This window comes from Synechococcus sp. R8-2 (assembly GCF_047461715.1).
GTDB lineage: Bacteria > Cyanobacteriota > Cyanobacteriia > Thermostichales > Thermostichaceae > Thermostichus.
On sequence record NZ_JANSHQ010000324.1, the window covers coordinates 1 to 14,529 of the forward strand.

The 14,529-nt window shown below is 58.7% G+C and carries 16 protein-coding genes and 1 pseudogene; 9 read left to right on the top strand and 8 right to left on the bottom strand.

Annotated features, from left to right (window positions below; translation table 11 throughout):
• Positions 1-216 precede the first annotated feature (216 nt).
• Positions 217-333 carry a photosystem II reaction center protein I gene (locus NW819_RS08195; protein WP_011434021.1) on the bottom strand — a complete coding sequence of 39 codons (117 nt, stop codon included), beginning with the start codon at positions 331-333 and terminating at the stop codon, positions 217-219.
• Positions 334-677: 344 nt separating this feature from the next.
• Here NW819_RS08195 and NW819_RS08200 point away from each other — a divergent pair, with 344 nt between their 5' ends.
• Complete coding sequence (locus NW819_RS08200) at positions 678-1,679, top strand: lysophospholipase (RefSeq protein ID WP_414413459.1); 1,002 nt, start codon at positions 678-680, stop codon at positions 1,677-1,679.
• Between the two features lie 25 nt (positions 1,680-1,704).
• Complete coding sequence (gene hemB, locus NW819_RS08205) at positions 1,705-2,691, top strand: porphobilinogen synthase (RefSeq protein ID WP_011434019.1); 987 nt, start codon at positions 1,705-1,707, stop codon at positions 2,689-2,691.
• 11 nt (positions 2,692-2,702) lie between these two features.
• Here the strand turns inward: hemB and NW819_RS08210 are convergent, their stop codons facing one another.
• A complete protein-coding gene (locus tag NW819_RS08210) occupies positions 2,703-3,284 on the bottom strand; it encodes a hypothetical protein (RefSeq protein ID WP_011434018.1) in 582 nt (193 codons plus the stop codon).
• 302 nt (positions 3,285-3,586) lie between these two features.
• Here NW819_RS08210 and NW819_RS08215 point away from each other — a divergent pair, with 302 nt between their 5' ends.
• Positions 3,587-4,507 (top strand): TIGR01777 family oxidoreductase, encoded by a 921-nt coding sequence (locus NW819_RS08215; RefSeq protein WP_414413460.1) that lies wholly within the window; start codon positions 3,587-3,589, stop codon positions 4,505-4,507.
• 16 nt (positions 4,508-4,523) lie between these two features.
• On the opposite strand, the gene secA is transcribed toward NW819_RS08215, so the two are convergent.
• Positions 4,524-7,397: a preprotein translocase subunit SecA gene (gene secA, locus NW819_RS08220; RefSeq protein ID WP_011434014.1), complete on the bottom strand. Its 2,874-nt coding sequence runs from the start codon at positions 7,395-7,397 to the stop codon at positions 4,524-4,526.
• A 228-nt stretch (positions 7,398-7,625) separates the two neighbouring features.
• Here secA and NW819_RS08225 point away from each other — a divergent pair, with 228 nt between their 5' ends.
• The 3 genes from NW819_RS08225 to purU are packed head-to-tail and all read left to right on the top strand — an operon-like array spanning position 7,626 to position 9,140.
• On the top strand, positions 7,626-7,970 hold the full coding sequence (locus tag NW819_RS08225) for a TatA/E family twin arginine-targeting protein translocase (protein ID WP_414413461.1): 345 nt from the start codon (positions 7,626-7,628) through the stop codon (positions 7,968-7,970).
• Between the two features lie 3 nt (positions 7,971-7,973).
• Positions 7,974-8,234: a hypothetical protein gene (locus tag NW819_RS08230; RefSeq protein WP_414413462.1), complete on the top strand. Its 261-nt coding sequence runs from the start codon at positions 7,974-7,976 to the stop codon at positions 8,232-8,234.
• A gap of 57 nt (positions 8,235-8,291) precedes the next feature.
• Entirely contained in the window at positions 8,292-9,140 is an 849-nt protein-coding gene (purU, locus tag NW819_RS08235) for a formyltetrahydrofolate deformylase (protein WP_414413463.1), read from the top strand.
• Here the strand turns inward: purU and NW819_RS08240 are convergent, their stop codons facing one another.
• The 4 genes from NW819_RS08240 to NW819_RS08255 form a co-directional block, all read right to left on the bottom strand.
• The gene (locus NW819_RS08240; protein WP_414413464.1) at positions 9,141-9,929 is read right to left on the bottom strand and encodes an ABC transporter ATP-binding protein; all 789 of its coding nucleotides are present in this window, start codon (positions 9,927-9,929) and stop codon (positions 9,141-9,143) included. It lies immediately after the preceding gene.
• Between the two features lie 9 nt (positions 9,930-9,938).
• Positions 9,939-10,775, bottom strand: a complete 837-nt coding sequence (locus NW819_RS08245) for an ABC transporter permease (RefSeq protein ID WP_414343731.1) — start codon at positions 10,773-10,775, stop codon at positions 9,939-9,941.
• Positions 10,776-10,821: 46 nt separating this feature from the next.
• Positions 10,822-11,853: an ABC transporter substrate-binding protein gene (locus NW819_RS08250; RefSeq protein WP_414409266.1), complete on the bottom strand. Its 1,032-nt coding sequence runs from the start codon at positions 11,851-11,853 to the stop codon at positions 10,822-10,824.
• Positions 11,854-12,039: 186 nt separating this feature from the next.
• Positions 12,040-12,348 (bottom strand): gas vesicle protein GvpV, encoded by a 309-nt coding sequence (locus NW819_RS08255; RefSeq protein ID WP_414330861.1) that lies wholly within the window; start codon positions 12,346-12,348, stop codon positions 12,040-12,042.
• Between the two features lie 100 nt (positions 12,349-12,448).
• On the opposite strand from NW819_RS08255, the gene NW819_RS08260 reads away from it, so the two are divergent.
• Positions 12,449-12,943, top strand: a complete 495-nt coding sequence (locus NW819_RS08260) for a pentapeptide repeat-containing protein (RefSeq protein ID WP_414413465.1) — start codon at positions 12,449-12,451, stop codon at positions 12,941-12,943.
• 14 nt (positions 12,944-12,957) lie between these two features.
• On the opposite strand, the gene NW819_RS08265 is transcribed toward NW819_RS08260, so the two are convergent.
• A complete protein-coding gene (locus NW819_RS08265) occupies positions 12,958-13,266 on the bottom strand; it encodes a hypothetical protein (RefSeq protein WP_414330858.1) in 309 nt (102 codons plus the stop codon).
• A 194-nt stretch (positions 13,267-13,460) separates the two neighbouring features.
• Between NW819_RS08265 and NW819_RS08270 the strand changes: the two genes are divergently transcribed.
• Positions 13,461-14,192, top strand: coding sequence for an aldehyde oxygenase (deformylating) (locus tag NW819_RS08270; protein WP_414351420.1), 732 nt, complete (start codon positions 13,461-13,463; stop codon positions 14,190-14,192).
• 110 nt (positions 14,193-14,302) lie between these two features.
• A pseudogene (locus tag NW819_RS08275) lies at positions 14,303-14,529 on the top strand (long-chain acyl-[acyl-carrier-protein] reductase); the annotation flags it as partial.

Sequence of the window (14,529 nt, forward strand, 5' to 3'; positions counted from 1 at the left end):
CTCCTGCGATTTCTAGCTGAATCTCGCTCACCGCTGCTGCAACCCATGACCAGCAGCAACTTTGTCGCTACCCCGCCAGCAGGAGCTCCCTGGGCATCCGTTCTCCCATAGCTAGGGCAACCAGCAAGGTTCGGCAAAAACAGGGCCAGAGGCATGCTCCCTCAAGCGATGAGCCAGTTATCACTGGAGTTCGCAAGCTGCCCAAGGCGGGATCCCCTACTCCAGGTCTCGACGGTTGGGGTTACGGGAGGGATCGTTGCTCAAAAAACCAAACACAAAAAGCCCCACAAAAAAGATGACAACCGCGTAAACAGAGATTTTCAGTAACAGCATAGTTTCAGCAACCCGTTTCCGACTGAATGAACCGATGAGGCGCTAAGGCAATGGTAAAGCAAGGGCGAACCACCCCAGAGAGGGGATCCCGTCAAACCTGAGACCCCGCAAAACTTCTTCACAACATCATACCTCTCAGAGGGCCTTTTTCCCGCAAATGGCCCCAGTCTCCCCCCGAGAGATCCTTTCATCCCATCCTCAGAAAAGGCTGCAAAGCCCGGCATGTCGGGGATCCCCGGCAAGAGCAGAGATTGTTAAGAAATATTTTGGACTGGAAACAAAGATTGCAACTCCTCAGCGGCAGCAACGCTCGCGGGCGACCGGGACATAGGAAGATAGGATTTGTGGCTTTGCCGGGTCTTGCCGGACGTGTGTTGGATTTGCCCATGCCTTTTGATCGGTTAGGTAACTTAGAGGCTCTGGATGGGCGGTCGGAAACTCAGCCGCAAACTGCGTCGGGGATCTATCGGCCTCAGGAGTTGCCGCTTTCCGATGGGATCCCGGCTTTTCTGCACCACTGGCCCCAGGGATCCCCTTGCGGACGGGTGTTGCTTTTGCACGGTAAAGGGGATCACGGCGGCGGGTTTTGCCCTTTGGCCGGCGAGTTGGCTGCTCAAGGGTGGGAGGTTTTGGCTCCCGACATGCGGGGATTTGGTCGCTCCGGCGGGATCCGCTGCTGGATCGACCGCTTCAGCCAATATCAAGCGGATCTGGAGAGGATCGCCCAGCAGGTCTGGCCGCAGAAAGGGATCCCGCAGATCTGGTGCGGGTACAGCGCGGGGGCCAACTGGGTTACGGAATATGCCCTCGCCCATCCCGACCAAGTGCAGGGCCTGGTTCTCATCTCTCCGGCTTTTCGCATCGACCACTATTTCACCCCTTTTACCCACGCCCTTCTGCAAGTTTTGGACAGGGTTATTCCCCAGTTGGCCTTGACCGGCCTCTACGAGCCGGCGCGGGTGACTTCCCTACCCGAGCAGCAAGCCGCCTTTGCGGCGGATCCCTACATGTGCGGTGTGACGCGGGCCAGATTTACAGCCGAACTGGTGCGCAGTGGACAGCGCTGCCTCGACCAAGCCCATCGGCTCCGCCTGCCGGTTTTGCTGCTTTACACCTCTGCCGATATCGTCGTCAATCCTGCCGGAGCTGTGGATTTTGCCCGTCGGCTGCCCCAGGGAGAAATCCACGATTTTCCCCAGTCCCGCCACGATCTTTTACACGACTGCCAAGCCGAAGCGGTAAAAGAGACCCTTCGCCGCTGGCTGGCTCGGCATTTTCCCTCTGCCCCCGATGTCGCCTCTCGCCGGACGACCAACTCAGCCCCTACCGACCTCATGGCAAAATAGAAACGCCCTCTTTCCCCCTGCTCTCATGAGCCAAGACCTGATCTACCGTCCCCGTCGGCTGCGGCGCACAGAGGCCTTCCGCCAGATGGTGCAGGAAACCCACCTGCGGGTGCAGGATCTGATCTATCCCCTGTTTGTCATGGAGGGGGAGAACCAGCGGCAGGAAGTGGAGTCGATGCCCGGCTGCTACCGCTACACCCTAGACCTGCTGCTAAAGGAGGTGGAAGAAGCTGCTCAATTGGGGATCCCGGCGGTGGCCCTGTTCCCGGTGGTGCCGGAAGAGAAAAAGGATCCCACCGGGCAGGAGTGCTTCAACCCAGAGGGCTTGATCCAGCGGGCGGTGCGGCGGATTAAACAGGAAATTCCCGAGATTTTGGTGGTAACCGATGTGGCCTTGGATCCTTACAACAGCGACGGCCACGACGGCATTGTGCGGGATGGGGTGATCCTCAACGACGAGACGGTGGAAGTTTTGGTCAAGCAAGCCCTCTCCCAAGCAGAGGCGGGAACGGATATTGTGGCCCCCTCGGACATGATGGACGGTCGTGTCGGTGCCATTCGGGAGGCCCTGGATGACCAAGGCTACACCGATGTGGCGATCCTGGCCTATTCTGCCAAATATGCCTCTGCCTTCTACGGCCCCTTCCGCGATGCCCTGGGATCCGCGCCCAAATCGGGAGACAAGAAAAGCTATCAAATGGATCCCGCCAATGCTCGGGAAGCCATCAAAGAGGTGGAGCTGGACGAGGCCGAGGGGGCGGACATGGTGATGGTGAAGCCGGCCCTGGCCTACCTGGACATCATCTACCGAGTTAAGGAATCGACGGATCTGCCCGTGGCTGCCTACAACGTCAGCGGCGAGTACGCCATGATCAAAGCCGCCGAACAAAAAGGCTGGATCGACGGCAAAAAAGTGATGTTGGAATCCCTACTGGCCATGAAGCGGGCTGGCGCCGATATCATCCTCACCTACTTTGCCAAAGAGGTGGCCCTGCTTCTCAAACAAGCCTAGGCAGAGGCAGCCTACGGCCTGGCAGACGGCTGGGTGGACTGCCCGATCCAGGAAGGGTGGGTGTTCTTCTCGTCGTCCGCCACCCAGGTACTGGGATCCACCAAACGCACCTGAATTTGATTGCGTGGCACCCGATTCAGCCGTTCCTTGATCAGGGCCTCCTGCTGCAAGGGATCCATACCTCGATCCACCCCCTCCTGCAGCCGAGAAATCCGAGTGGACAAGACCTCGATATGCCGCTCCAGAACCTGGAGCCGGTGGTGCTGAGCCAACTGCACCGGCAAGAGGCGATACAAACCACTGAGGGCAGCCGCCGTAAACAAGACATTCACCCCGATGTGACAGGCCATCTCCCAGACTTGAGGCTCGTGGCCAGGTTCTTGCCGTCCGCGCCGGCGGGAGCGCTGGACAGGGATCGTCCGCCGACCGGAAATTGGGAGAGAGGAGGGAAACCCTGCCCGAACCAGGGATCCCTGCCCTTGGGAGCGATGCACTCGTGGAGCAACAGAGATGTCCAGCCGCGGCCCAGCAACCTGCTCTGCACGCATAGACACGTGGCGAGCCGGGGTACGGGAAGAAGACTTGGGTGTCACGGGTGAAGGGAAGAAAATAGGGGGACGATGAACCACCTCTGCTGCCAAGAAGCGCAGCTAGGGCCTATTGAAGCCGATTTTTCCAGGTGTGTCAGGCTTTGCCGCAAAACATTTTTATTCTTGGGCTTTCTTGGGCTCTGCCACTTCGCCAAGCTCAGCAAACGGATGGCGGGATCCCAGGCAATGGCCAACGCGGGGCAGGAAACGCGCTAGGCTAGAGGTTCGAATAGCGGAAAGGCTCTGCACCGTTCAAAGGACAAGGGCGGCACAGGGCTTGTGCAGATGCAAGTCGGATCCACATCATGCGCATTGCCATCACGGGGGGGAGTGGTTTTATCGGGCGTCGCTTGGTGGCCCGTCTGCTGGAGCAAGGGGATCAGGTTTTGGTCTTGACCCGCCGCCTGGAGCAGGCCCGCCGCATTTTGGGGGAATCCCCCAACCTCAAGCTGCTGCCCTACGATCCCTACCAACCGCAAGCCTGGGCAGCCGCCCTGGAAGGGTACGAGGGGATTGTCAACTTGGCCGGAGAGCCTTTGGCTTCTTCTCGCTGGACAGAGACCAAGAAAAAAGAAATCCGTCGTAGCCGTGTGGAAACCACCCAGGCCCTTGTCCAAGCCCTCGCCTCCCTCAACCAAAAGCCCCAGGTGATGATCAGCAGCTCGGCGGTGGGTTACTACGGATCCCATCCGGCAGGAGAACCCTTAACAGAGACGGATCCCCCAGCCCAAGATTTTCTGGCAGGAGTCTGTCAGGCCTGGGAAGCTGCCGCCCGGCCGGTTGAGGAATTGGGGATCCGTTTGGCCATCCTGCGCACGGGGATTGTGTTGGGTCCGGATGGAGGAGCGCTGGGGCAGATGCTGGCCCCCTTTCAGTTCTTTATCGGCGGAACGATCGGCTCCGGCAAACAATGGCTGTCTTGGATCCACCGCGAGGATTGGGTGAGCTTGGTCTGCTTCCTGCTGGAGCAGGGATCCGGAGTGTTCAACGCCACCGCTCCCAACCCGGTGCAGATGGAAGAGTTTTGCCGAACCTTAGGCCAGGTCTTGGGTCGCCCCTCTTGGTTGCCTGTGCCGGAGCTGGCGTTGGAACTGCTGTTGGGCGAGGCAGCTCAAGTGGTTTTGACGGGGCAGAAAGTGATCCCGCAAGCGGCTTTGCAGATGGGCTTTACCTTCCAGTACCCACAACTGAAAGAGGCATTACGACAGATCCTCCTCCCCCGCTGACTTCTCTCTACGCCAATTATTCTTCCGTGAAATCGGCTTCCACCACCCCTGAAGCAGAGCTGGGATCAGGGCTGGCAGCCGCAGTGGGTGCCGGAGCCGGTCGCGATGCCTGGGGCACTTGCACAATCTGGGGAGTAAAGATGAATAGGTTGTACACCGTGTTGCGGCGGATGTTGTCCATCATCTCCAGGAACAGCTCGTAGCCCTCGTTCTTGTACTCGATCAGGGGATCCTTCTGACCGTAGCCTCGCAGGCCCACAGCTTCCCGCAGCGCCTCCATCTGCTGCAGGTGTTCCCGCCAGAGGGTGTCCACCTGTTGCAACAGGAAAAAGCGCTCTGCCTTGCGCATCAAACCGGGCTCAAAGGTATCCAGAAAAGCCTCTTTGGCCTCATAGGCCAGTTCTGCCTGCTTGATCAGGTAGTCCAAGATCTGCTCGTAGGAGAGATCCTGCAGGTCTTCAACCTTGAGGTTTTGCTTCAGGAGCGGCACAAACTCCTGCATCTTGGCGGTCAGCTTGTCAATTTCCCACTCTTCCGGGGGCAGCTCTGGGTTGACATGCGCTCGCACGATCTCGCCAACGGTTTTGCGCACATAGTCAAGGATCTTGGTCTTGAGGTTTTCCCCCTCCAAGATGCGCCGCCGCTCTGAGTAGATGGCCCGCCGCTGGTTGTTCATCACCTCGTCATACTCGAACACCTGCTTGCGCATGTCGAAGTAGTATACTTCCACTTTTCTCTGCGCATTCTCCAGGCTGCTGCTGAGCAGCGGGTGCTCGATGGGCATATCCTCCTCCACCCGGAACATGTCCATGAGCTTGGCTACCCGCTCGCCACCGAAAATCTTGAGCAGGTTGTCTTCCAAGCTGAGGAAAAACCGCGAGGAGCCGGGATCCCCTTGTCGCCCGGCGCGGCCCCGCAGCTGGTTGTCGATACGGCGGGATTCATGGCGCTCCGTACCGATCACATGCAGGCCCCCCAGCCTCACCACCTCTTCGTGCTCGGCCTCAGTAATTTTTTCGTACTCGGCTTTGATGCTGTTGTAAACCTCCCGCAGTTGCAAAATTAGCGGATCCTGCACCGGCGCTTTCTCGGAAGCTACTGCGATGAGATCCTCCACCACCAGCTCTGGCAGACGGTTCAGCCCATACTTGGTCACGGCTGCTGCCACCACTTCGTCTAAAGCTTGGTTGGTGCGGGCCGACAGCTCACAGGGGTAAAAATTGGGGGAGACCACCGTCCAGGATTTTTTCGGCTTGGGTGCTGTCCCACCAAATCCCTGGCCACCCCCCCGTCCCACCATCTGAACGGATCCCAAGGGGTTGTCGGCGTCCAATTGAGCCAGCTTGGGCATCAGCCGTTCCCGCAGCTTGAGGCGGGCCATGTACTCCGCATTGCCTCCCAAGATGATGTCCGTGCCTCGACCGGCCATGTTGGTAGCAATGGTTACAGCGCCTTTTCGCCCCGCCTGGGCAATGATCTCCGCCTCCCGCTCCACGTTTTCCGGCTTGGCGTTGAGGAGGTTGTGGGGGATCCCCATTTCCTTGAGCATGGCCGAGAGGCGTTCGGATTTTTCCACGCTGGTGGTGCCCACAAGGACGGGGCGCCCCTGGGCGTGCATGTGGGCAATTTCCTCGGCAACCGCTTGCCACTTGCCCCTTTCGGTCTTGTACACCAAGTCGGGGGCATCTTTGCGGCGGATGGGTCGGTTGGTGGGGATCACCGTAACTTCCAGGTTGTAGGTTTTGCCGAACTCGGCCTCCTCAGTGCGAGCCGTGCCCGTCATGCCGGAAAGCTTGGGATAGAGCAGAAAAAGGTTTTGGTAGGTGATGGTGGCCAGGGTTTGGCTCTCGCTTTGAATCGGCACCCCCTCTTTGGCCTCCACCGCCTGGTGCAGCCCATCAGACCAGCGGCGGCCGGGGAGCACCCGCCCGGTGAACTCGTCCACGATCACCACCTCTTGATTGCGGACGATGTAGTGGACATCCTTGATGAAGAGCTCTTTGGCCTTCACCGCGTTAAAGACAAAGTGCGCCCAGGGATCCTTGGGATCAAACAGGTCAGAGACCCCCAGCAACCGCTCGGCGGCTTCAAACCCCTCGTCGGTAAGGATGACGTTGCGGGCTTTTTCATCCACCTCATAGTGTTCATCTCGGATCAGCTCCCGCGCCACCTGGGCTGCCCGCAGGTATTTTTCGGAGGGGCGAGCCACCTGACCGGAGATGATCAGGGGAGTGCGGGCCTCGTCGATAAGGATTGAGTCCACCTCGTCGATGATGCAGTAGTTAAAGGGCCGTTGCATCACCTCCTTGATATCGGTGGCCATGTTGTCCCGCAGGTAGTCGAAGCCCAGCTCGCTGTTGGTGCAGTAGGTAATGTCGCAGTTGTAGCTGCGGCGCTTTTCTTCGGGTGACATGCCCTCTTGCACTAGACCGACCGTCAGGCCCAAGAAACGGTGCACCTGCCCCATCCACTCCGAGTCGCGCCGCGCCAAGTAGCCGTTGACGGTAACGATGTGAACCCCCTTCCCAGTCAGGCCGTTCAAGTAGGCAGGCAGGGTGGCGACCAGGGTTTTCCCCTCGCCGGTTTTCATTTCGGCAATCTGGCCTTCGTGCAGCACCATGCCGCCGATGAGCTGTACGTCGTAATGGCGCAAGTTCAAAACTCGCTTGGCGGCCTCCCGCACCACGGCAAACGCCTCCGGCAAGAGATCGTCCAGAGATTCTCCTCTGTCCAAGCGCTGGCGAAACTCTGTGGTCTTGGCCTTGAGCTCCGCATCCGAAAGAGAGGCGATCTCGATCTCCAGCGAGTTGATCAACTTGACGACAGGACGGTACTGCCGGATCTTCCGATCGTTAGGATCCCCGAGGAGCTTTTGTAGGGTTTGGAGCATGGGCAAGCCTAGGCCAATGAAGAACATTGATTAATGATGCGATCTTACCATTTTGACTTGGCCGGCCAGGGAGAGGTGGGCCCAGATGAGCTGAGAGGAGAACACCAAAGCCAACCAAAGCCATCAGAATGGATGAGGAGAGCCGGCAGTTACTTGCAGTCCGCGGCAAGAAAATGTCACTCTAGGGAGGCGAAGGGATCCCGACCAAACCGTACTCTGCCGAGGCTCATGAATTTTTTGGGTGTTGGACTGCCGGAAATGTTGGTCATCTTTGCGGTGGCTCTCTTGGTTTTTGGGCCCCGCAAACTGCCGGAGATCGGTCGCACGCTGGCCAAAACCCTGCGCAGCCTGCAGGATGCTTCCAGAGAGTTCGAGGCGCAACTGAACAAAGAGGCCCAAGAGCTGGAGAAAGCCACCCGCGGGATAACGGCTGCCGCCCCTCCCAAGGCTTCCCGAACAGCAGCCGCGGCTGAGCCCAAAGCCGAGTCGGTCGCCACAGCCGATACACCCACCTCAGAGATGGCTCCCCCCCCATCCGCAGCCGACGACGCTCAAACAGCAGACGCTGCCTAACCTATGGCCCGCTTCAACCCCCTTTGCTTCGGCCTGGAAATTACGCGCTTGTTCGAGCAAGGGCAGTCCTACTTCGCTCCTGCCAAGGTGGAGACCTGGCTGCGGCAGCATGGCCAAAACCCGTCCGACTATGAGATCTCGTTTCACCAGGAACTGCCCCCTGCCGGCTCTTCTGCGGCGATGTGGATTCGCATCGACCTAAAGCGTTGGGATGGCCAGCCGGTGGATCCCTGGCTGTTGGAAGCGATCAACCGGGTAGATTGAGAATGGATTGCTCTTGGGGAGAGCCAGTCCCCACAAAGTTGAGGCTGTTGTCTACCGATGCCCAGTGCCACCCTGTTGGTATCTTGCCCTGATCAAAAAGGGCTGGTAGCCAAGCTCTCCAGCTTCATCTACAGCTACGGCGGCAACATCATTCACGCCGATCACCATACGGATCCCGAGGCAGGACTGTTCTTGAGCCGCATCGAGTGGGACTTGCAGGGCTTCCAACTGGAGCGAGGGGAAATTGTCCCCGCCTTTTCGGGTATTGCCCGTGGGATCCAAGCCAACTGGGAACTGCATTTTTCCGACACTCGCCGTCGCATTGCGTTGTGGGCCAGCAAGCAAAGCCACTGCCTTTTGGATCTGATCTGGCGGCAAAGGGCGGGAGAACTGCCCGCCGAGATCCCCTTGATCATCAGCAATCACCCCGACCTGGAATCGGTGGCCCGCTCCTTCGGTATCGATTACTACCACATCCCCGTTTCTCCAGAGGGCAAAGCCGCAGCCGAAGCCCGTCAGCTCGCTCTCCTGCAGGAATATCGAATTGACCTGGTGGTGTTGGCCAAGTACATGCAGGTCTTGAGTGGGTCGCTGCTCCGCCAAGCCCCGCCGGTCATCAACATTCACCATTCCACCCTGCCCGCCTTTGCCGGAGCCAACCCCTACCACCGCGCCCATCAACGGGGGGTGAAGATCATCGGCGCGACTGCCCACTATGCCACCGAAGATCTGGACGAAGGGCCGATCATCGAGCAAGACGTGGTGCGGGTCAGTCACCGCGATACCGTTGCCGACCTCGTCCGCAAAGGCCGCGACATGGAACGCCTAGTCCTGGCACGGGCAGTGCGGTATCACCTGGAGAATCGGGTGCTGGTATACCACAACAAAACGGTGGTGTTTGCCTGATCAGCCCGCGGGCACAGCGTCGCTCAACGGGATCCCTTTCTGGTTTCGTAGGAGAGCCAAGATCTCGTCCTTCACCTCTTGGAAGGAAGAAGTGCGCTTGAGACTGTAGTCGCGCCGACTGGGGAAATCAACCCGGAGCTCCCGTTTCACCCGCCCAGGATGGGACGTGAGTACATAGATGCGCTGGGCCAGAAAGACGGCCTCTTCCACATCGTGGGTAATCATCAAAATTGAGGTGCGCGTGCGCTGCCAGAGATCCAGCAAAAACTCCTGCATCGTCTCCTTGGTTTGCACGTCCAAAGCGCCAAAAGGCTCATCCATGAGCAAAATCTTCGGCTGGGCCGCCAGAGCTCGGGCAATGGCCACCCGCTGCTGCATACCGCCCGAAAGCTGCTTGGGCAGAGCCTTGGCAAAACGCTCCAGGCCGACGATCTCCAGAAAATAATCCACACGGGCTTCCCTTTCCTGCCGTTTTACCCCCTGCAATTTCAGGCCAAAGCCGACGTTCTCCGCCACGGTCATCCAGGGGTAGAGGGTGTAGGACTGGAACACGACTCCCCGATCCGCTCCCGGCCCAATCACCGGCTCCCCATCGACGCTGATGGATCCTCGGCTAGGCTGCTCCAACCCGGCAATCAGGCGCAGTAGGGTGGTTTTACCAGAGCCGGAAGCCCCCACCACACAGACAAACTCCCCCGACTCCACATGCAAATTCACCCCATCCAGAGCCAAGATAGGTCCACGACGGGTGGGGAAGGATTTGCTCAGGCCGACCACTTCCAAATGCACGACACCACCTCATAAAAAGGCCCAACGACAGGTCAAACGTACCAAGCGTCGCAGCAGCCAATCCAGCAGAAAGCCGATCAGCCCCAACACAATCAAGCACGCAAAAATCTCGTCGGTTCTAAAGAAGCGCTGGGCTAGCTGGATCCGCCTACCCAAACCCTCATTGGCGGCCACCAATTCTGCCACCACCACCAAGTTCCAAGAGGCAGCCATGTTGACGCGGAAGGTGTCGAGAATGTTCGGGGTGATGTATGGAGTGATCACCTGCAGCAACACCTGCCAGCGCCGCCCCCCCAAGGTGTAGGTGGCCTCGATCAGCTCTTTGGGAATGAACTTCACCGCATCCATGATCATCAGCATGTTGAAGAAAACGGTGCCGATGAAAATTAACCCGATCTTGGGGGCCTCATCCAAACCCAAGTAAATAATCAACAGCGGGGTGAAGGCAGGAGCGGGCATGTAGCGAAAGATGCCGCTAATCGGCTCGATCAAGGCGCGGATGCTGGCGAAGGTGCCCATGGCAATGCCGATGGGGGTCGCCACCACTGCTGCCAACAGAAAACCGCTGCTAACCCGACTGAAGCTGGCCAAGGTATCCTTCCACAGCAGGCCGTCTCGCCACAGGCGCAGCAGGGCCGCCCATACCGAAGGGGGAGAAGGCAAAAAACGCGGCGGTACCCACCCCGAGACCGATAGGCCCCACCACAAGCCGAAAGGCACCAGCACCGATAGCGCCGTCAGCAGCAAGGCCAAGGGGCGCGGGATCTCTTCGGCAATGCGCCAAAACACCGTCGGGGGCAGACTGGGGCGGGTGGGTGGAGGCGATTCAGCCGGAGCAGTCAGCATCGTACCTTACCTCACTGGTGGCCCATGAAGGGATCCCGGATATCTCTCACCGTCTAACACCCACCGACTCGGCATAGGCGCGAACGAAGCGGTCATCGAACAATGCCTCCAGATCCTTGGGCCCCTCCGAGATGAAGCCCACTCTCACCATGAAGTCCACCATTTGTCTGGCCGCATAGGGCATGTGCTGCATTCCCTCGCCGGGGCTGAAGGCTTTTAGGTTGTCTTCTATGGTGAAGAAACGAATGCCATCTTTGAACAGTTGCAGCTCCTCTGGGGTGACACCGGCACGTCTGGCCATGATTTCGTCGGCTCGCTGCGGGTTCTCCTCCATGAACTTCAGAATATCGAACCAGCTATTCACCAAAGCCTGCACCTGATCCGGCTGCTCGTCAATCAATTTTTGGCTGACCACCAACAAATCGGGAATGGCCCCTGGGAACTCCGCCGAAGAGAACAGCTCCTTACTTCCAGGGCGCTCCAGGGCTGTCAACCAAAAGGGCGGAAAGGCTCCCACCGCATCCACCTGACCGGCAGCAAAAGCAGCGGCGGCGGCTCCGGTTTCCAAGGGCACAATGATCACATCGTCGCGGGAAAATCCCTCCCGCTCCAGCCCCAGCGTCAGCAGAAAGTCACCCACCACGCCTTCTTCCACAGCCACCCGCTTACCCACTAGGTCGGCAATGGTGTTGATCCCTTCCCGGACGATGATCTTGTCGTTGCCTGCCGAGTTGTCGTTGACCAGCACCACCACCTGACCATTCACAGATTTCGGCGCGAAGGAGAGCGTATCGTTCAGGGTTTGGGTATTGGCATCCAGTTGTCCGGCGGCAAAGGCTTCCATCGACTCAATGTAGCCATCGAACCAGCGCAACTGCACGTTGGCCCCATTTTTCTTGAAAATGCCCTCTTCTTCTCCAATGGCCCACGGCCACCAACCTGCCCAATTGCTGTAGCCCATCTGAATGGGGGGTCGGGCCAGAGCGGGAGAGGAGCTTCCCAGCAAAAGGGTGGGCAACAACCCCAGCACCCAGGACAAAAACCGGCGGCGACGCGAGATCTGTGGAGAAGAAGTCATAAGCCTGGAAGTTCAAGTAACTGTGCAGCCAGCTTGAGAATGGCTGTTCGCTGGCCTGGATTCTAGGGTCGGCTTGAGACGAGCAGCAAATAGTTAATTTAGCTACAAAATCCCCCAACTTGTTGCTTGGGTTGGCTTTGGATTTTCCGATCTTCCAGAGTGATGGGACTTAACCAAGGGGATCCCTCAGTACTCAAAGGTCATGGGTGGGAAGCGGGAAGGGCGGGATCTGAGCTGGGCCGGTTCAGAGGGGGGAGCGGGATCCCGGAAGGCTTTTGCCTCCTGCTGAAGGTGCTGCATGGCCTGCTCGATTTCCTGAAGTCGCGCGTGGATTTGCCCTTGCCGCTCTCGAATAAACTCTAGCTCTTGGTTGAGCCGCTGCTTTTCGACAGTGAGCTGCTGCATTTCGGCATAGAGGGCGGATTCGGTTTGGCGGCGAGGGATCGAGCGCAGCTTGGGGCGAGGTCGAGTTCGGGGCACACGGGGCAAGCTCATAAGGGGGGATCCCGGAAAACGGCTTGCGCCTATCCTAGCGTGCTCTTGGCGGCCCTTCTATTCCTAGGTAGGATCCATTCGTCCGGTGTGGAAAACAGCGATGGTGGAAACTGGAGCAGACCTGTTGCAACGCTACGGCAGCGGTGAGCGGGACTTCAGCAACAGCCAACTGGCCGGAGCTGATCTGGCCGGGGCCGACTTGGCCGGGATCGACTTGGGGGGATCCATTCTCCGCCAGGCAAAGCTGGCCTCTGCCAACCTGGAGCGGGCCTACCTGAGCGGCGCCGACCTCAGCCAAGCGGACCTGCAGGGATCCAACCTGCGGCTGGCCAACCTAGAGAAAGCCAAGCTGCAGGGATCCCGATTGCAAGGAGCCAACTTGCGTGGGGCCAACCTGGCCGAAGCGGACTTGAGCGAAGCCGATCTCAGCCAAGCGGACCTGGCAGGGGCCAATCTCACCGGGGCCAACTTGAGAGGAGCCCTTCTTGCCCGGTGCAAACTCAAGCTGGCCAACCTGCGAGGGGCTTGCTACGACGCCACCACTCAGATGGAAGCGGGTGTTACACCGGTGGAGCTGGGCATGGTTCAAGCCTAGAGGGGGAAATGGGGCTAGTCCTCCGGCTCCAAGTCCAGGATCTCCTGAATTTCGGCATCGGTATAGCCCACCGCCCGCAACTTCTCCGATACCGTCTGAATCTCCCCTGGAGACAAATCCTGCTGCCGTACCCGATCCCAGAGATTGGCCACAATCTGCAGCAGCAAACCGCTGCTCTCCGCCTCAAACAGCTCAAAAGCCGTGGCTAGCTCAATGGCCTGCAACACCTCCTCGGCACTGCCAATCGGCTGATCGAGGGATCGTTCCTCCAGCTCCACCAGCAACTGGCGCAGTTGGTTCAGGCCATCCCCAAGAGCAGACATACAGCAGGCTCCACAACGGCACTCGAACCCTCACCCTAGCAGACCCCTATCATTCCGCAAAAGGAATCCCGCCAATTCTGCGGCAGCTACAGCTATTCTGATTAAGAGAGCGATTCAACTGCAATCGAGGCGATTGTCGAGTCAGCATAGACAATCAACAACACCCAAACAACACCGAGAGGAGATGCATGAGTATGGCCCCAGTGAACGTCCTGCCCAATACCCCCCAGCCTTTAGCCGATGAGGGTGGCACCACCTTGGACTATGGCAGCGCGGTTTACCGGCAGGCCTACTCTCGCATCAACGGCATTGTGATCGAAGGGGAACAAGAAGCCCACGACAACTACCTCAAGCTGGCCGAGATGTTGCCGGAAGGGGCAGAGGAGCTGCACAAGCTGGCCAAGATGGAATTGCGGCACATGAAAGGCTTTCAATCCTGCGGCAAAAACCTGCAGGTAGAGCCGGATAGGGAGTTTGCCCGCACTTTCTTCACCCCTTTGCGCAACAATTTCCAAAAAGCGGCAGCAGCCGGAGACCTAGTTACCTGCTTGGTCATTCAGTCGCTGATCATCGAATGCTTTGCCATTGCCGCCTACAACATTTACATCCCCGTCGCCGATGAGTTTGCCCGCAAGATCACCGAGGGGGTGGTCAAGGATGAATATCTGCACCTCAATTTTGGAGAGCGCTGGCTAGGGGAGCATTTTGGCGAGGTCAAAGGACAGATCGAAGCGGCCAACGCCCAGAACCTGCCCTTGGTCTGGCAGATGCTGCAGCAGGTGGACCAGGATGTAGAAGCCATCTATATGGATCGCGAGGCCATCGTCGAGGATTTTATGATTGCCTATGGAGAGGCGCTGGCCAACATCGGCTTCAGCACCCGCGAGGTGATGCGCCTCTCAGCCCAGGGTTTGCGGGCAGCATGACCCACCTCAGCATTCATCCTCTGCCGGCGGACTGCAGTTCTAGGCTGGCTACAGGCGGGTATGGACATGTTTTGATGGGATCCATCAGTTATCCAAGCGGGTAAACCTTTATGTTCGGCCTGATTGGGCACTTGACCAGCCTGGCCCATGCGAAGCGGGTGGCAGACAAGCTGGGTTATTCCGAATATGCGGAGAGCGACCTGGAGTTCTGGTGCATGGCTCCCCCTCAGGTGGTGGACGAGATCACGGTAACCAGCATCACCGGCCAAAAGATTTATGGGCAGTACGTCGAATCCTGTTTCTTGCCGGAGATGTTGGCGGGGGGACGGGTGAAGGC